Annotated in this window: 8 protein-coding genes; all 8 read right to left on the reverse strand. The window is 73.9% G+C overall.

Annotated elements, in window-relative coordinates:
* Nucleotides 1-92 precede the first annotated feature (92 nt).
* Nucleotides 93-605, reverse strand: coding sequence for a DinB family protein (locus ABTY04_RS36400; RefSeq protein ID WP_352217722.1), 513 nt, complete (start codon nucleotides 603-605; stop codon nucleotides 93-95).
* 67 nt (nucleotides 606-672) lie between these two features.
* Nucleotides 673-1,131: an antibiotic biosynthesis monooxygenase gene (locus ABTY04_RS36405; RefSeq protein WP_352217723.1), complete on the reverse strand. Its 459-nt coding sequence runs from the start codon at nucleotides 1,129-1,131 to the stop codon at nucleotides 673-675.
* 92 nt (nucleotides 1,132-1,223) lie between these two features.
* On the reverse strand, nucleotides 1,224-2,519 hold the full coding sequence (locus ABTY04_RS36410) for a cytochrome P450 (protein ID WP_352217724.1): 1,296 nt from the start codon (nucleotides 2,517-2,519) through the stop codon (nucleotides 1,224-1,226).
* Between the two features lie 15 nt (nucleotides 2,520-2,534).
* Entirely contained in the window at nucleotides 2,535-3,392 is an 858-nt protein-coding gene (locus ABTY04_RS36415) for an alpha/beta hydrolase (protein WP_352217725.1), read from the reverse strand.
* Nucleotides 3,385-15,087 carry a non-ribosomal peptide synthetase/type I polyketide synthase gene (locus ABTY04_RS36420; RefSeq protein ID WP_352217726.1) on the reverse strand — a complete coding sequence of 3,901 codons (11,703 nt, stop codon included), beginning with the start codon at nucleotides 15,085-15,087 and terminating at the stop codon, nucleotides 3,385-3,387. Before ABTY04_RS36420 ends, ABTY04_RS36415 begins: the two co-directional genes overlap by 8 nt.
* 57 nt (nucleotides 15,088-15,144) lie before the next feature.
* Nucleotides 15,145-16,218: an HAD-IIIC family phosphatase gene (locus ABTY04_RS36425; RefSeq protein ID WP_352217727.1), complete on the reverse strand. Its 1,074-nt coding sequence runs from the start codon at nucleotides 16,216-16,218 to the stop codon at nucleotides 15,145-15,147.
* Nucleotides 16,219-16,221: 3 nt separating this feature from the next.
* Entirely contained in the window at nucleotides 16,222-17,400 is a 1,179-nt protein-coding gene (locus ABTY04_RS36430; protein WP_352217728.1) for an acyl-CoA dehydrogenase family protein, read from the reverse strand.
* Between the two features lie 21 nt (nucleotides 17,401-17,421).
* Nucleotides 17,422-17,676: an acyl carrier protein gene (locus tag ABTY04_RS36435; protein WP_069924400.1), complete on the reverse strand. Its 255-nt coding sequence runs from the start codon at nucleotides 17,674-17,676 to the stop codon at nucleotides 17,422-17,424.
* Between the last annotated feature and the right edge of the window lie 117 nt (nucleotides 17,677-17,793).

Consider the following 17,793-nt stretch of genomic DNA (forward strand, 5'->3'; position numbering starts at 1 on the left):
GAACCGTGTGCCACGGTAGCAGTGGCTCCGGTATCCCGAATCCGCACGGATCCGGGATACCGGAGCTTTCCGGCCAGCCGGAGGAGATGTGGCTAGAACGGCACCGACTTGCCGAGCGCGACGCGCAGGCAGCCGATCTGTCCGCAGTGGTAGGCGTCGTGCATCTGGATGATGGACAGCGCCTTGCCGAGGTTCTTCAGCCGGTCGTCGCCGAACGGCTCGAGCGGGGACTCGCTGTCGAGGTCCTCGGGGCGCAGCCCGGCCACGAAGGCCCGCATCCGCGCGTGCACCTGCTGGTAGAGCTCGATCATCTCCGCCAGCGAAGGCCCCCAGGACCAGTCGTTGTTGTCGTTGCCCGCGTAGTGCCGGGAGAACTCCTCGGTGACCAGGGACTCGGTGCCCTGGTGCAGCGTGGAGAAGTAGTCGGTGGCGCAGATGAGGTGTCCGAGAAACCAGACCAGGGGCTTGTGCGGGGCCGGCGCCAGGCGCGCGGTCTCGTTGTCGAAGTCCTCGGCGAGCTCGAGCACCATGCCGTAGGCGAGGTCGAAATGGTGCAGGAAATGAGTGGTGAGCTGCTGCGCCGGCGCCTCGGCGGTAAGGGTCATGCGGTTGCTCCTTCTCTTGTCGTTCTCGTGTGGGGCTCGAGCGACTCTCGAGCGGTCCTCGGTGATCTCAGGCGGAACGGTCCCCGTCGTACGACTCGAATGCGCTCGGGCCGGGCGCCCGGACGTCGTCGAGTTTTGCTTTCGCATCGTCGAAGGTCGGCAGTTCCAGGGTTTCCTCGGAAACCCAGTTCGCGCCTTCCCAGTCGTACATGAGCTCCCTCACCTGGCGCGCCGCCGCCATGTGCGGACCCGATTTCAGGAATCCCTTCAGCGCCTCTTCGTCTTCCCAGATGCTGAGGCTCCGCGTGCTGTTGAAGTTCTTCTCGGATATCGCGAGCGTCACGGCCAGCAGGCCGGGGCGGACGTACAGCTCGGCGAGAATGGCCTCGTTCAGGGCGATTGCGGCGGGCTCGTGTCCGGGTTTCGGCCAGCCGACGGACGTGGCGATCAGGTGCCGCTTGCGTAGCGGCTCCTTCAGCCGGCCGGTTTCCGCGTCGACCGCGGGCCCCACCCACGGGGCGACCACATTGAGGTCGGACTCGTCCCCGGCCGCGAATTCCCGGAGGGAAACCGGTACCGGCCGCGGCTGCGGTGCTGAATTCTCGGACATTGGGTGTTTCACCGTTCCTTGCGTCGTACGACAAGCCGCTTGATTTCCGCGGCCTGGAGGTGGAGCACGGCGAACTCGGGCTTGCGCACGAGTTCCAGCTCCGGGAGCAGTGGCAGGACGGCGCGCAGGATGGCCCGCAGCTCCAGCCGGGCCAGGTGGTGGCCGAGGCATACGTGTTCGCCGTGTCCGCCGAACGCGATCTGGGCGGTGGCGTCCCGGGTGACGTCGAAGCGGTGCGGGTCCTCGAAGACCGCCTCGTCGCGGTTGGCCGCCGGGTACCACATCGCGACGGTCTCGCCCTTGCGGATGAGCCGGCCGCCGATCTCGGTGTCCTGGGTGGCGGTCCGCACGAAGTTCACCGCGATCGAGGTCCAGCGCAGGATCTCCTCGACCGCGCCGCCGATCAGCGACGGGTCCTCGATGAGCTTCCGCACCTGGTCCGGGTTCTCCAGGAGGGCCTGGATGCCGCCGGTCGTCGCGTTGCGGGTGGTGCCGATGCCCGCGACCAGCAGGTTGAAGATGGTGTAGAGGATCTCGTGGAAGGACAGCGGCTCGCCGTCGATCCGCGCCCGGGCCAGACGGCTGAGCACGTCCGTGCCGGTGCCGTCGATCTCGGCCATGCGCTGCTGGACCAGGCCCGCGACATAGCCGTTGAGGGCGCCCATGTTGCGGTTGAAGGTGGCCTCGGCGTCCTCGCCGTCCCGCTGGTTGTCCGGGTCGGCGGCCCCCGTGGTGCCCTCGGTCCACTCGAAGATGTCGTCCCAGTCCTTCAGGGGCGCCCCGACCAGTTCGCAGATCGCCGCGACGGGCAGCCGCGCGGACAGGCTCTTGGCCACGTCCACGGTGCCGTTCTCGTCGAGCAGGCGGGTGAACGCCTGCGCGTACTCGGCGGCGAGCTCGTGGAACCGCTCCTCCAGCTCGTTGATCGCCTTGGGCGTGAAGCAGGGCGCCATGACCTGGCGCAGGTGGCGGTGGTGCGGCGCGTCCATGTAGGAGAGGGCCGGCGGCATGTCCGGGGCGTGCCCGAACATCGCGGCCCGCGCCTCCAGCTGGGCCTCGAACATCTCCACGGCTTCGGGGGTGTCGAGGGTGACGCGCTGGGCGCTGGAGAAGAGCTTCGGGTTGCGCGAGACGTAGGCGATGTCCTCGTGCCGGGTCAGCACCCAGAACGGCTCGAAGCCGGGGCGCCGGTACCAGAACACCGGCTCCTCACGGCGCAGCAGGTCGAACTCGGCGTGCGGGTAGGCGCCGTTCGCCGCGTACGCTGACTCATCTGTGATGTCGAGGTTCTCGAGAGTGAGCATGACGGTACGTCTCCTTCAGCGGGCGGTAGTCTCGAGGAGGAAGGAGACGACCGACGCGAGGGTCTCCGTCCGGCGGTCGGCGGTGTCGGCGGCGCCGTCGAGCAGGCGGGCGCCGGGCACGTCGGCCGCGAGCCGCTTGGCCAGCGCGGCGGGGGCCAGCGGGCTGTTGCCCGGCAGCACCAGCAGCGGCGCGGGGAACCGCGCCATCCACTCCTCCGGTACGGAGAACCAGGCGGAGCCCTGCGGCCAGATGCCGTCGCGGAACCGGACGACGCGCACGATGTAGCGCTCCCGCCGCAGGGCGAGGAGCTCCTCGCGGATCCCGGGCGCCTCGTGGAGCTGGCGGGCGTACGGACCGGCGCCGGGCCGGGCCGCGAATCCGCCGCCCAGCGAGGCCTCCTCGATCACACCGTCGATGCCCTCGGCACGGGGCAGGCGCATCGCCTCGTCGAAGGTCGCCAGGAAGTCGCCGAGCGTGTTGCCCTCGGCGAGCCCGGCGGGCGCGTGGGCGACGACGGAGCCGATCCGCTCGGGGGCGTCCTGGACCAGCCGCCAGGCCTGGGCGGCGCCGGCGCCGGAGGCGGCGACGTGGGCGCGCTCGATGCCGAGCTCGTCGAGGACTGCCAGCAGGTCGGCGGCGGTGCGTCCGTAGCAGAAGGGCTCGGCGGGGCCGGTGCTGGAGCCCTGGTGGCGCGCGTCGACCGTGATCACCTGGAACTGCCCGGCGAGGGCGTCGGCGGTCTCGGTGAAGGCGGCCCGCTCGGTGTCGCACTGGCCGGGGATCTCGCCGGGGCCGATGAGCAGGACGGGGAAGCCGGTGCCGCGCGCCTCGTAGTGGATCCGCGCCCCGTCCGGGCGCACGGTCTCAGGCATGGTTCTCCTCCAGGCTGGTGGCGATCGTGGCGATCGCGTTCATGAGTTCGGCCGCCATGGCCTCGGGGTTGGTGATCGGCGCGGCGTGGGATCCCTCGATGGCGCGGGGTACGTAGAGGGCGCCGGTCAGCTCGCGCCACACCTCCATGGACCCTTCGGGCAGCACCGGGTCGGTGGTGCCCGACACCGCGAACAGCGGTACGTCCAGGGCCGGTCGGGTGGTGCCGCGCAGCACGGCCCGGTGGTTCTCGGCCAGCACCGTGTCGGTGCGCAGCCGCTGGACGTATTCGGCGAGCAGTTCCTCGCTGGCCAGGACCTCGTCGGGCAGCAGCCCCTCCAGGAAGGCGGCGAGTTCGCGCGGGTCGGCGCCGTCCAGGTCCCCGGTGAGCTCGCCGAGCCGGTCGAGGCCGGGGGTGAGCGGGGCGAGCGGCGGCAGCGCGCAGGCCGCGACGAGGGCGAGCGGCGGTACGGCGGGCCGGTGGGCGAGCCGGTGCGCCACCTCCCAGGCCAGCCAGGAGCCCTGGCTGTGGCCGTACAGGACGACGGGCGCCCCGCCCGCGGCCGGGGCGAGCCGGCCGGCCAGGGCGGCGACGACCTGGTCGGCGAGGGCCATCATGTCGGTGACGGGTTCCTCGTCGGAGCGGCCCTCGCGGCCCGGCAGCTGCACGCCGAGGAGTTCGACGTCGTCGGGCAGGTGGCGTACCAGCGGCACGTGGCCGCCGGTGGTGCCGCCCATGCCAGCGACGCAGACGATCCGGGCCCGGGGGTTCTCGGCCGGCTTGAGGACGCGCAGCCAGGGGTTGTCCTGGCCGCGGCCCGCCGCCGGGGCCTGGGGTGCGCTGCCCTCGGGGGCGAGCGTGACGCCGAGGTGGGCGGCGATGCCCTCGCAGGTGGCGTGCCGCAGGATCGCCTCGGTGGTGATCGCGAGGCCGGCGCGCCGGGTCAGCTCGTTGCGTACCCTCACGGCCATCAGCGAGTCCAGGCCCAGCTGCTCGAGTGGCCGGTCCGCGTCCAGTTCCGCCTCGGCCAGGCCCAGGACGGGGGCGACCTCTCCCTTGACCAGGGCCGTCAGCGTGGCCCGGCGTTCCTCGGGGCTCTGCCCGGCCAGGGCCGTGCGCAGTTCCGCTCCGGCCGAGGCGTCCGGTGCCTGCTCGGCTTCCGGTTCGCGCGCCTCGGGCAGGGTGTCGAGCAGCGGGCGCGGGCGGGCCGCCCGGTAGGCGGGGGCGAACGCCGTCCAGTCGATGTCGGCGACGCCGAGCGCCGCCAGGCCCGCGCTGAGCGCGATGTCGAGGGCGTCAAGGGCGAGTTCGGGTGCCATGGTGCGCAGGCCGCGGGAGCGGGCGGCCCGCTCGGCCTCGGCGGTGACCATGCCGCCGCCGGCCCAGCCGCCCCAGTGCAGGACGGTGGCGGTGAGCCCCTGAGCCCTGCGGTGGCGGGCCAGCGCGTCGAGCGCCGTGTTGGCAGCTCCGTACACGGCCTGCCCGGCGCCGCCCCACAGGCTGGCGCCGCTGCCGTAGAGCACGAACGCGTCGAGCTCGCGGCCCGCGAGGGCCTCGTGCAGGTGCCAGGCGCCGTGCACCTTGGCCGCCTTCTCCTCGGCGGCGGCCTCGGGGGTGAGGCCGCCGAGGGCGGCCGGGCGGGACAGGCCCGCCAGGTGGGCGACGGTCCGCAGCGGGCGCCGCGGGTCGCCGGTGCGGGCGAGCAGCGCGTCGACCTGCCCGCGGTCGCTGACGTCGGCCTGCTCCAGGGTGAGTTCGACGCCGCGGGCGGCGAGTTCGGTGCGCAGCAGCTCCGTTTCGGGGGCGGCGCCCGCGCGCCGGGAGGCCAGCACGATGTGCTCGGCTCCGCGTTCGGCGAGCCGCCGGGCCAGGTGCAGCCCCAGGGCTCCCTGGCCGCCGGTGATCAGCGCGGTGCCGTGGGTGGACCACGTCTTGGCCGGTCGCGGTGCGGTGCGCCGCAGGCGGCGTACGTGGCGGCCGTCGGCGCGCAGCGCCACCTGGTCCTCGTGGTCGCCCGCGGCGAGGCAGGCCACCAGGGCGTCGGCCCAGCCCGGGTGGGGCTGTGCGGGCAGGTCGACGGTGCCGCCCCAGCGCAGCGGGTCCTCCAGGGCGGCGACCCGGCCGAGGCCGGTGACCAGCGCCTGCAGGGGTGCGGGGGTGCCGGCGCCGTCGGTGTCGGCCGCGCCGCGGGTCAGCGCCCACAGCGGGGCGTCGAGCCCGAGGTCGCCGAGCGCTTGGAGCAGGACCAGGGTCGTGGCGAAGCCCGCCGTGGAGCCGGAGCCGTCCGGGGTGCCGTCGAGGGAGCCCAGGGTGAGAACCGCGGCGGGCGGCTCGGGCAGTGCGGTCAGGGCCGCGCCGAGCGCGGCCCGGTCGGCGGTGGCCCCGATGCGGTACGGGGTGGCGCCCGCGGCGCGCAGGGCGTCCTCGACGGCGTCGGCGGCAGCGGTCTCGGCGGTGGTGGTCACCAGCGCCCAGGGCCCGGCCAGGGAGTTGGTCCGGATGGCGGGCGCTGGGGAGAGCTCCCAGGCGTCCTCGTACAGCCAGCCCGCGACGGTCTCGCGGGACTCCTGGCCCTGCCACCAGGCGGACAGCAGCGGGAGCAGTTCCCCGATGCCCTCCCGGAGGTGTTCGGGCGCGTCGAGCAGTTCGGCCAGCCGGGCCGGGCCCTGTTCTCCGACGGCGTCCCAGAAGGCCTGGTCGGCGGCGGCCCGGGCAGTTTCCTCAGGCTTCGGCGGGTCGATCCAGTAGGAACGGCGCTGGAAGGCGTACGAGGGCAGTTCGGCGACCTTGGCGGCGGGGGCGCCGGCCCAGACCCGCTCCCAGGGCACCCGGTGGCCGTGGGTGTGCAGCTCGCCCAGGGTGCGCAGGAGTTCGGAGCGGTCGCCGTGGCCGCGCCGCAAGGTGCCGGCGACCAGAGCCCGCTCGCTGCCCTCGGTGAGCGGCATGGCGAGCACGGGGTGCGGGCTGACCTCGATGAACACATCGTGCCCGGCGTCGATCAGCTGCTGCTGGGCGAGGTCGAGGCGGACGGGTTCGCGCAGGTTGCGGCACCAGTAGGCGGCGCCGAGTTCCCGGCCGTCGAGGAGGGTGCCGGTGACGGTGGAGTAGAAGGGGACGTGGCCGGTGGTGGGTGCGAGGTCCGCCAGGTCGGCCTCCAGCTGGGGGAGCAGGGAGTCCATCCAGTGGCTGTGGGAGGCGACGGGCGCCTCCAGCTTGCCGCACACGATGTCCTCGTCGTCGAGGGCGAAGAGCAGGTCCTCGATGGCGTCGGCGTCCCCGGACAGGGCGACGGAGGTGGGGGTGTTGACGGCGGCGACGGAGATCTTGTCCCCGTCGGGCGCGATCCGCTCCCGCACCTGGTCCAGGGGGAGTTCGACGACGGCCATGGCGCCGACACCGGCGACGGCCTGGAGGGCGCGGCTGCGGACGGCCATGATGCGGGCGCCCTCCTCCAGGGTGAGCGCGCCGGCCACGACGGCGGCGGCGACCTCGCCCTGGCTGTGGCCGGTCACGGCATCCGGCTCGATGCCCAGCTCCCGCCAGGCGGCGGCGAGGGCGACGTACATCGTGAACATCACGGGCTGTACGACGTCCAGGCGGCGGGCGGAGAGTTCGGGACCGCCGGCCCCGCGCAGCACGTCGGTGACCGACCAGCCGAGCTGGGGTGCCAGCAGGGCGTCGCAGTCGCGGACGGTCCGCGCGAAGGCGGGTGACTGGTCGAGCAGGGCGGCGCCCATGCCGTCCCACTGGCTGCCCTGGCCGGGGAAGACGAAGACGGTGCGGCCGCGGCCGCGGGCGGTGGCCCGGACGGCGTCCGCGTGCGAACGGTCCTCGGCGAGGGCGCGCAGCGCGGCGGCGGCCCCGTCGGCGGTGGCGGCCGTGACCAGGGCGCGGTGGCCGAAGTGCGTGCGGCGCAGGGCCGCGGTGTGGGCGACGTCGCCGAGCGGCACCGCCCGGTGGTTCTCGAGCCAGTCGGCCCAGCGGGCGGCCTGCTCGCGCAGGGCGCTCTCGGTGCGGGCGGACAGGACCACGGGCAGGACGGTGGCCGGGGCCGGTTCGGCGGGCGGCTGCGGGGCGGGGGCCTGCTCCAGGACGACGTGGGCGTTGGTGCCGCCGATGCCGAAGGAGGAGACGCCCGCGCGGCGGGGTCCGTCCTCGTGCCAGGGCTTGGTCTCGGTGTTGACGTAGAAGAGGTTGGGGTCGAGGGCCATCTCCGGGTTCGGGTGCTCGTAGTTGAGGCTCGGCACGAGCTCCGCGTGGTGCACGGCGAGCGCGGCCTTGATGAGGCCGGCGATGCCCGCGGTGGCGTCCGCGTGGCCGATGTTGGTCTTGACCGAGCCGATTGCGCAGGGCTCGGTGCGCTCGGCGGAGCCGAAGACCTGCTGGAGGGCCTGGACCTCGATGGGGTCGCCCAGCGAGGTGGCGGTGCCGTGCGCCTCGATCAGGCCGACGCTGTCCGGGGTGATACCCGCCGACGCCTGGGCCTCGGCGATGACGTACGCCTGGCCCTGGACGCTCGGCGCGGTGAATCCGGCCTTGGCGGCGCCGTCGTTGTTGACGGCGCTGCCGCGCAGCACGGCGTAGACGGTGTCCCCGGCCTCGACCGCGTCGGACAGCCTGCGCAGTACGAGCATGCCGACGCCGCTGCCGAAGACGGTGCCCGCGCCCTTCTCGTCGAAGGCGCGGCACTTGCCGTCCGGGGAGACGACCAGGCCTGGCTGGTGGACGAAGCCGCGCTTGAGCGGGATCGTCAGCGAGGAGGCGCCGACCAGGGCGACGTCGGACTCGCCGCGCAGCAGGCTCTCGCGGGCGAGGTGGGCGGCGACCAGGCCGGTCGAGCAGGCGGTCTGGACGGAGAGGGCGGGGCCGCGCAGGTCGAGCTTGTGGGCGACGCGGGTGGCCAGGTAGTCGTTTTTGTTGCCGATCATCGAGCGGTAGAAGGAGGACAGGTCACCCGAGGCGTCCTGGTGGTAGCCGCCGAAGCCGGTGCCGCCGAAGACGGCCACGTTGCCGTCGAACGCGGTGGGCACGATGCCGGAGTGTTCCAGGGCCTGCCAGGCGGCCTCGAGGAAGAGCCGGTGCTGCGGGTCCATGACCTCGGCCTCGGCGGGCGAGTAGTCGAAGAAGGCCGCGTCGAAGAGGTCGGCGCCGTCGATCAGGCCGCGGGAGCGGACGTAGGCCGGGTCGGCCAGTTCCTCCTCGGTGGCGCCGGCCGCGCGCAGTTCCTCGTCGGTGAAGTGGGTGATCGACTCGACGCCGTCGCGCAGGTTGCGCCAGAAGGTGTCGATGTCGGGTGCGCCGGGCAGCTTGCAGGCCATGCCGACGATGGCGACGGCGTCCTCGCCGGAGCGTTCGCGGCGGGCCGCGGACACCTGGCGGGCCAGCGTGGCGTGGGAGACGTCCCGCAGGTACGCGGTGAGCTGGCGGACGGTCGGGTAGCGGAAGAGGGTGGAGAGCGGGAACTCCCGGCCCAGCCCCGCACAGATGATCTTGTGGGCTTCCAGCGCGCTCATGGAGTTGGCGCCGAGGTCGAAGATCCCCTTGTCGGGGTCGACGACGGGGATGCCGAGCACGTCGGCCCAGGCACCGGACACCAGGGCCTCGATGCCGCCCTCGCCCGCCGTCTCCCGGCCGTCGGCGGCGCGTACGGCCGCTGCAGCCGGCGCCGGCGCGTCCAGGCGCAGCAGGGCGTTCCGGTCGACCTTCTTGTTGGGCGTGTGCGGCAGTTCGGCGAGGTGGACCAGCCGGGACGGGACCATGTAGGCGGGCAGCCGCTCGGCGAGCGCGGCCAGCAGCTCCTCCTCGGCGACGGTGCGGCCCGGGGCCGCGGTGAGGTACAGGCACAGCCGGGGGTCGCCCGGCACGTCCTCGCGGACCACCGCGGCGGCCTCGGCGACGCCGGTGTGCTCGGCGGCTACGGCCTCGATCTCGCCGAGTTCGATGCGGTGGCCGCGCAGCTTGACCTGAGCGTCGACGCGGCCGCAGAACTCCAGGGTGCCGTCGGCCCGGTAGCGCACGACGTCCCCGGTGCGGTACATGCGGCCGCCGTCCCCGGTGAACGGGTCGGGAAGGAAGCGTTCGGCGTCGAGCTCGGGCCGGTTCAGGTAGCCGCGGGCGACGGCGAGGCCGCCGATGAACAGCTCGCCGCGGGCGCCGCGCGGCGCCCGGCGTCCGGCCGCGTCCAGGACATACAGCAGGTTGCCGTGCAGCGGCCAGCCGAGGGAGACCTCGCCCGGTACCGCGTCCCAGGCCGCCGACCACACGGTGGTCTCGGTCGGCCCGTACATGTTCATCAGGCCGCCGGGGCACAGCCGGTCCAGCTTGCGGGCCAGGCCCCGGTCCAGGGCCTCGCCGCCGACCAGCATCCGGTTCAGGCCCTGGACGAGGGAGCGGCCGTCCGCGTCGGCCAGCAGCATGCGCGCCAGGGAGGGCGTGCACTGGAGGTGGGTGGGGGCGTACGGAAGGTAGTCGGCCCAGCCGGCCGGACCGCCCAGGCCCACGACGACCCGGTAGCCCCGGGTCAGGGTCCACAGCAGTTCCAGCGTGGAGATGTCGAAGGAGAGGCTGGTGACGGCGAGCCAGGTGTCGCCGGGGCCGCCGCCGACCCGCTCGTCCATCGCCGTGCAGAAGGTGGCGAACTGGGCGTGCTCCAGCTGGACGCCCTTGGGCAGGCCGGTGGAACCCGAGGTGTAGATGACGTACGCGAGGCCGGACAGGCCCGGGAGCGTGCCCGGGTCGTCCGGGATGCCGCCCTGGTCCGTGTCCTCCTCCAGCGCGTCGGCCAGCAGCACGGCGACGTCGTCGGAGGCGACCTCGGGCGAGCCGTCGCGGGTGGAGACCACCAGCGCCAGGCCGCTGTCGCGGATCACGTGCTCCAGGCGGGCCTTGGGGTACTCCGGGTCCAGCGGTACGTACGCGCCGCCCGCGAGCCAGGTCGCGAGCACCGACACCACGAGGTCCGCCGAGCGCGGCAGGTGGATGCCGACCAGCGTGCCGGGGCCGGCTCCGGCGGAGCGCAAGTGCCCGGCCATCGCCGCCGCCCGCGCCACGACCTGCCGGTAGGTCCGGGTGCGGCCGCCGTCGACGAGCGCGGGCGCGTCGGGGGTGCGGCGGGCCTGGGCGAGGATCCGCTCCAGGGCGGTGGGCCCGGCGGCCTCGCCGGCCGCCCGGCCGCCGCGCTCCTCCAGCCAGGCCAGCTCGTCGCCGGAGATCAGCTCCAGCTCGCCGATCGGCAGGGCCGGATCGGCGACGGCCGACTCCAGCAGGGTCCGGAAGTTGTCCGCGAGGCGGGCGGCCGCCTCGGCGCCGAGGACGCCGGGCAGGAACTCGACCTCGCCCACCAGCCCCTCGCCGTCGGGGGCGAGGGTCAGTCCGACGGCCGACTTGGCCACCCCGCGCGGGCCGCCGCCCACGGCGGCGTCCGCGGAAGGCACCCAGGCGCCGCGTCCCTCGCCGACCGCGGGCAGCGCGCTCGCCCGGTAGTTGAAGACGGCGCTGAACAGCGGGTTGTCCTCGCCGGTGCGTTCGCCGCCAACGGCTTTGACGAGTTCGGTCAGCGGCAGGTCCTGGTGCTCCATCAGCTCCAGGACGCGCGGCCCGGTCGCCGCCAGGACCTCCTCGAAGGCGGGGTCGCCGGTCAGCTCGCAGCGCAGCGGGAGCGTGGTGACGAGGAAGCCGAGCAGGCCCTCGGTGCCAGGCAGCTGGCGGTTGGCCCAGACGGTGCCGAGGCCGAAGTCGTACGAGCCGGTGGTGCGGGCCAGCAGCACCGCGAAGGCGCTCGCGTACACGGTGTAGGGAGTGACCCCGGTGCGGGCGGCCAGCTCCTCCACCCGGGTGCGCAGTGCGGCGGGCAGGATGAACCCGGTGGTGCCGCCCTCGGCCTCGCCGTCGGAGACGGGCAGTTCGAGGCGGCCCGCGCCGGTGAGCCGCTCGCCGATCACCCGCAGGCCCCGGGCGAAGTGGCCCTCGTCGAGGGCGCGCTGCTCCCAGGCGGCGAAGTCGCCGAGCTGGAAGGCGGGTTCGGGGGCTTCGGGGGCGGTGCCGGCCGCGTAGGCGGTGTAGGCGGCGAAGAGCTCCTGGGTGAAGACGGACAGGGACCAGCCGTCGGTGACGGCGTGGTGCAGGAAGATGCCGATCAGCTGGCCGCCGTCGTGGGTGTCGGCAAGCAGGCAGCGCAGCAGGCCGGGGCCGTCGAGCGGCATCGGCCGGCGCTCCTCCTCGCGTATCCGGGCGTCGAGTTCCCGCGCATCGAGGTGGCTGAGGTCCTCGTGGGCGAACTGCGTCTCCCCGGCATCCAGGACGACCTGGGCCAGTGCGCCGTCGCGGGTCCGCAGCGAGGTGCGCAGCGCCTCGTGGCGCGCCGTCACCCAGGTCAGGGCGCTGCGCAGCGCGGCGGGGTCGAGCCGGTCCTCGGTGCGCAGGACGAGGGGGGTGTGGTACTCGGCGCTGCCGGGGCGCAGCTGCTCCAGGAACCAGAGCCGGCGCTGGCCGTCGGTCGCGGGGTGCTCGCCCTGCCGCCCGGAGCGCTCGAGGGGCGTGGTGGGTGCGCTCTCCAGTACGCCGAGAGCGTGCGCGATCAAATACGTGGCGATGTCGTGCGCGGTGGGGTGCTGGAAGGCGAGGTTCGCCGGCAGGGCGGCGGTGGTCAGCTCGGTCAGCCGGTTGCGCAGCTGGAGCGCCATGATCGAGTCGAGGCCGAGCTCCTGGAGCCGCTTGTCGGCCGGGACCGGCTCGGTGGCGCCGAGGACGGCGGCCGCTTCGCACCGGACCAGTTCGCTGAGGGCCTCGAGGCGTTCGCCCTCGCCGAGGGCGGCGAGGCGGGCGCGCAGGGCGGCCGGGCCGGTGGCGCTCTCGCCCGCGGTGTCCTGGGCGCCGCGGCCGAGGGCTGCGATCTCGGCCTCGTCGAGGCGGCGGTAGCCGGGGACGTCGGTCCAGTAGGCCTTGCGCTGGAAGGCGTACGTCGGCAGGTCGGCGAGCTGGGCCGCGGAGCCGTCGGCCGGGCCGAAGACCCGCGTCCAGTCCGCCTCGTAGCCCTGTGTGTGCAGGGCGCCGAAGGAGCGCAGGAGCTGGTCCAGCCCGCCCTGGTCGCGGCGCAGGCTGCCGACGACGGCGCCGTCGCTGTCGGCGGTGGCGCTGGTCAGGGGCATCCCGAGGACGGGGTGCGGGGATATCTCGACGAAGACGCCGTGGCCGTCGGCGACGAGCCGGGCCAGCGCGAGGTCCATCCGGACGGTCTCGCGCACGTTGCGGCACCAGTAGGCGCCGTCGAGGCCGGTTCCCTCGACCACGCCGCCGGTCACCGTCGAGTAGAACGGCACGGCCGACGCACCCGGGCGCAGGTCGGCCAGCTGTTCGGCGAGCCAGGGCAGCATCGGGTCGATGTGCGCGCTGTGTCCGGCGGTGTCCGACTGGATGCGGCGGCAGAAGACGTCGCTGCCCTCCAGCTCGGCCAGCAGGCGTTCGACGGCGTCCACGTCGCCGGAGACCACGGTCGAACCGGCGGTGTTGACCACGGCCACCGACAGTGCGTCCCCGTACGGCGCGATGAGCTCGCGGGTGCGCGCCACGGGCAGCTCGACCAGGGCCATCGCGCCCCGTCCGCTGCACTCGCGCAGCTGGCCCTGGGAGCGCAGGGCGGTCAGCCGGGCGCCGTCGGCGAGGGAGAGGGCGCCGCTGACGACGGCGGCGGGGACCTCGCCCTGGCTGGAGCCCACCACGGCGGCCGGCTCGACGCCGAGCGAACGCCAGACCACAACCAGGCCGATCATCACGGCGAACAGGGCGGGCTGGAGCACGTCGATGCGCTCCAAGGTGAGTTCGGGGTCGGCTTCGCCGCGCAGGAAGCCCGCGACGGACCAGCCAGTCCACGGGGCGAGGGCCTCGTCGCACTCCTGGACGGCGTCCCGGAACACCGGGCTCTGCTCCATGAGTTCGCGGCCCATGCCGAGCCACTGCGAGCCCTGGCCGGGGAAGACGAAGACGGCCTTGCCACGCTCGCGGGCGGTCGCGGAGGTGACGGCCGGGTGCGGCAGGCCCTCGGCGAGGGCGGCCAGCGCCTCGGCGGCCTCCGCCGGTCCGGCCGCGAGGACGGAGGCGCGGGCCTCCAGGGGGGTGCGGTGCAGGGCCGCGGTGCGCAGGACGTCGGGCCAGTGGGCGTCGGGGCGGGCGGTCAGCCAGTCGGCCCAGCGGCCGGCCTGGGCGCGCAGCGCCGCCGTGTCGAAGCCGGAGAGCAGCAGCGGGCGGGGGCCCGCGGTGGCCGGGGCGCCGGCCGGGGCGGGCTCGGTGGAGGGCGTCTCGGCCTCGGCCTCGGCGGGGGCCGGGGCCTCCTCCACGATGACGTGGGCGTTGGTGCCGCTGATGCCGAAGGAGGACACGCCGGCCCGGCGCACCCGCTCGCCGCGCTGCCACGGCCGCAGTTCCTGGACGAGCCGCAGGCCGCTGTCCTCCCAGGGGATCTGCGGGCTCGGCTCGGCGGCGTGCAGCGTGGGGGGCAGTGCCTCGTGCCGGAGCGCGAGGATCATCTTCATCACGCCGACGACACCGGCGGCGGCCTGGGTGTGCCCGAGGTTCGACTTGGACGAGCCGAGCCACACGGGCCGCTCCCCGTCGCGTCCGGGGCCGAACACCTCGGCCAGGGCGCCGGCTTCGATGGGGTCGCCGAGCGGGGTGCCGGTGCCGTGCGCGTCGATGGCGTCGATGTCGGCGGGGGTCAGGCGGCCGGAGTCGAGCGCGTCGCGGATCACCCGCTGCTGCGCGGGCCCGTTGGGGGCGGTCAGGCCCTGGCTGCGGCCGTCCTGGTTGACGGCCGAGCCGCGGATCACCGCGAGCACCGGGTCGCCGTCGCGGCGGGCCGCCGACAGCTTCTTCAGGACGAGGATGCCGACGCCCTCGGACCAGATGGCGCCGTCGGCCTGGGCGGAGAAGCTCTTGCAGCGCCCGTCGGGGGCCATCGCGCCGAGCCGGCTGGACTCCACGTACATGGCGGGCGAGCTCATCACGGTGACGCCGCCGGCCAGGGCCAGCTCGCAGTCGCCGCCGCGCAGCGCCGCGACCGCCGAGTGGATGGCGACCAGCGAGGAGGAGCAGGCGGTGTCGATGGTCAGGGCCGGGCCCTGCAGGCCGAGCGCGTAGCTGATCCGGCCGGAGACGACGCTGCCGGAGATGCCGGTGCCCTGGTAGCCGTCGAGGACCTCCAGGGGGGCGTTGCCGGTGTCGTAGTCGGAGCGCATGGCGCCCAGGTAGACGCCGGTGCGGCTGCCGGCCATCGCGTCGGGGCGCAGCCCGGCCCGCTCCAGCGCCTCCCAGGAGGCCTCCAGGACGAGCCGCTGCTGCGGGTCCATGGAGACGGCCTCGCGCCGGGAGATCCCGAAGAAGTCGGCGTCGAACTCCTCGAGCCCGTCGAGGAAGCCGCCCTCCTGCGCGTAGCTCTTGCCGGTCGCCGTGGGGTCCGGGTCGTACAGGTCCAGCCCGTCCCAGCGCGCGGGCAGCGGGCCGATGGCGTCACGGCCGGCGGCCAGCAGCTCCCAGAACTCCTCGGGCGTGGTGACGCCGCCCGGGAGCCGGCAGGCCATGGCGACGACCGCCACCGGCTCGTGCCGCTCGTTCTCCAGCTCGGCGTTGCGCTGCTGCAGCTGGATCACCGCAGCCATGGCCCGCCGGAGCCGGTCCTCGTTCGCCTGGGCGCTCATCTTGGCCATCCGTCTCGTTCTGTGGCACTGCCGGTGGGGGTCTGCGGGAGGGGGTGGGCCGCCGGGTCAGTTCCCGAGCGTGACGTCCATGTACGGGGGGAACTCGGGGATCCGGGAGAAGTCGTTCTCCAGGACCGAGATGTCGCCCTTCTTCGCGATCTCGCGGAAGCCGGCGAACTTGTAGGTGATGTACATGGTCCGGTTGCGGTCGGTGGGCACGAACTCGGCGCGCAGCTTCGCCCCGGCCCGGTGGGCCTCGCGGATCAGGTGGCCGAGCAGGACGGAGCCGACGCCGCGGGACATCACGCGGCAGGACATCAGCAGCAGCTTGACGGTCCACACGTCCTCGCCGCGCTCCACGAGCGAGAGGCCGATCTTGCCGTAGGTGCCGTACTTGTCCTCCAGACCGGCGACCAGCAGGTCGTGGTCCGGGGAGCGGCGGAAGGCGTCCAGCTCCTCGTAGGAGTAGGTGTAGCCGGTGGCGTTGAGCTGGTTCGTACGGACCGTCAGCTCCTCGGCGCGCTGGAGGTCGCGCTCCTCGGCGGGGTCGATGGTGAAGCGCATGCCGAGCGAGGCGAGGAACTCCTCCGAGGTGCCCTCGTGGGACTCCTCGGCGGCGTTGCGCTGCGCGTCGGCCCGGTAGAGGTGGCGGCGCTCGCGGGAGTCGGCGGTGACGAACCGGGGGTGCATCTCGGGCAGGCCGGGGATGCCCGCGGCGTCGACGGCGTCGATGCAGCGCACCGCGGGGTGGGCGAAGGCGACCTCGTCGCGTTCGAAGGGCTGGTCGTCGACGAAGGCGAGGGTGTCGACGCCGATGTTGATCGCCTTGGCGACGGCCTGCACGGACTCGGACTTGTTGCCCCAGTTGATCTGCGGGTAGAGGAAGTACTCGGCGATGCCGAACTCCTCCAGCTTGGCCATGGCCGCGGCGTGGTCGTTGCGGCTGGCGACGGAGTGCAGGATGCCGCGCTCGTCGAGGATCCGCAGGGTCTCCACGACCTCGGGGCGCAGGGTGACCTCGGTGTCCTCCAGCAGGACGCCGTCCCAGACGGTGTTGTCGAGGTCCCACACCACGCACTTGACGGTGGTCGTGGCGGCGGGCGTCACTGCGGTGGTCGTCGTCTCGGTGGTCGTCGTCATCGGTCACTCACTTCCACGGGCTGCGGCGGCGGGGGTGCGGCGGAACGGGGCCCGCTCCTGGAAGGCGTACTCGGCGAGGCCGACCTGGTGGAGCTGGGAGCTGCCCTCGATGACCTCCATGACCTTGGTGTCGCCGAGCAGGCGCTGTACGGGGTAGTCGGGGCCGCAGCCGTTCGCGCCGTGGATCTGCACGGCGTCGGTGGCGGCACGGGCCGCGGCGGTGGAGGCGAAGTACTTGGCCGTCGAGGTGGCGGCCAGGGCACCTGGGTCGCGGGCGTCGCGCAGCCGGCCGGCCTCCAGGCACAGCAGCCGGGCCGCCCGGGCGGAGGTGTACATCTCGCTGATCATGCGGCGGACCAGCTGGTGCTCCCGGATGGGGACGCCGAACTGGACCCGCTCGGCGGCGTAGTCGGTGCTGGCGTCCAGGCAGGCGTCGAGGATGCCGACGCAGCCCCAGCCCACCGTGTACCGGCCGAGGTCCAGGGCCGCGCCGGTCACGTGGGAGACGCCGAGGCCCGGCCGGGCCAGCAGGTTCGTGCCGGGGACGCGGCAGTTGTCGAAGTACACGTGCGCGGTCATCGAGGCGCGGATGCCGATCATGTCCTCGATCAGCTCGGTGCGCAGGCCCGGGGTGCCGCGTTCGACGAGCAGGGCGGTGGGGCCCTGTTCGCCGCGTCCGACGACGAGGAACAGGTCCGCGGTCCCGCCGTACGTGATCCACTTCTTGTGGCCGTCGAGGATCCAGTCCTCGCCGTCACGGGTGACCCGGGTGGTGACGGCGGAGGCGTCACTGCCGGTGCCCGGCTCGGACACGGCGAGCGCGGCGATGCGCTCGCCGCGGGCGAGCCGGGGCAGCCAGGTGTCCTTCTGGGCGCGGGTGCCCCAGCGGGCGATGGCGTGCGCCACCATCGTGTGCACGGTCAGCAGACTGCGCAGCGAGGAGCAGGCGCGGCCGAGCTCGGCCGCGAGCAGGCCGAGCGTCACCGCGTCGCAGCCGCCACCGCCGTACTCGGCCGGGACCGGCAGCCCGAGCAGGCCCTCGTCGGCGAGCAGCCGGACGGCCTCGGGCGGGGTGCGCTGGGCGCGGTGCCAGGCATCGGCGTACGGGGCGACACGGGTGTCGGCGAAGGCCCGGAACTCCTTCTGGGCCTGCGCCTGCTCCGCGGTGAGCATCGTCGTCATCTGGGGTCGGCTCCGCTCGGCCTACTGGGGGACCGACGCGGCCAGCTTGCGGCTGACGAACGCGTCGAGGGCGCTGATGGAGCGGAAGTACTCCAGCTCCAGGTCCTCGTTCTCGACGGTGATGCCGAACTCGTGCTCCACGAAGGAGACGAGCTGCATCGCGAACATCGAGCTGACGAAGCTGAGCTCGAAGATGTCCTGGTCGTCCTTGAGGTCCTGCACCGGGATGAAGCGGGAGAGGTACTCCGCGATCCTGGCCTTGTTGTCCGTGCTCATCTCGTTCCGTCCTGTCGTCTTCGGTACGGGGAAGGGGGCGGAGGCAGGGGGCGGCGCGGGCGCCGGCCGCGGCCGGCGCCCCGCCCGCGCGCCGGGCGGGGGGAGGGGGGGAATCCA

It is taken from the genome of Streptomyces sp. NPDC097981, assembly GCF_040302565.1.
Classification (GTDB): Bacteria; Actinomycetota; Actinomycetes; order Streptomycetales; family Streptomycetaceae; genus Streptomyces.

Bases quoted from the DNA above. Each gene is read 5' to 3' on its own strand.
- ABTY04_RS36400 (WP_352217722.1), bottom strand. From the start codon at position 605: ATGACCCTTACCGCCGAGGCGCCGGCGCAGCAGCTCACCACTCATTTC.
- ABTY04_RS36410 (WP_352217724.1), bottom strand. From the start codon at position 2,519: ATGCTCACTCTCGAGAACCTCGACATCACAGATGAGTCAGCGTACGCG.
- ABTY04_RS36415 (WP_352217725.1), bottom strand. From the start codon at position 3,392: ATGCCTGAGACCGTGCGCCCGGACGGGGCGCGGATCCACTACGAGGCG.
- ABTY04_RS36420 (WP_352217726.1), bottom strand. From the start codon at position 15,087: ATGGCCAAGATGAGCGCCCAGGCGAACGAGGACCGGCTCCGGCGGGCC.
- ABTY04_RS36425 (WP_352217727.1), bottom strand. From the start codon at position 16,218: ATGACGACGACCACCGAGACGACGACCACCGCAGTGACGCCCGCCGCC.
- ABTY04_RS36430 (WP_352217728.1), bottom strand. From the start codon at position 17,400: ATGACGACGATGCTCACCGCGGAGCAGGCGCAGGCCCAGAAGGAGTTC.
- ABTY04_RS36435 (WP_069924400.1), bottom strand. From the start codon at position 17,676: ATGAGCACGGACAACAAGGCCAGGATCGCGGAGTACCTCTCCCGCTTC.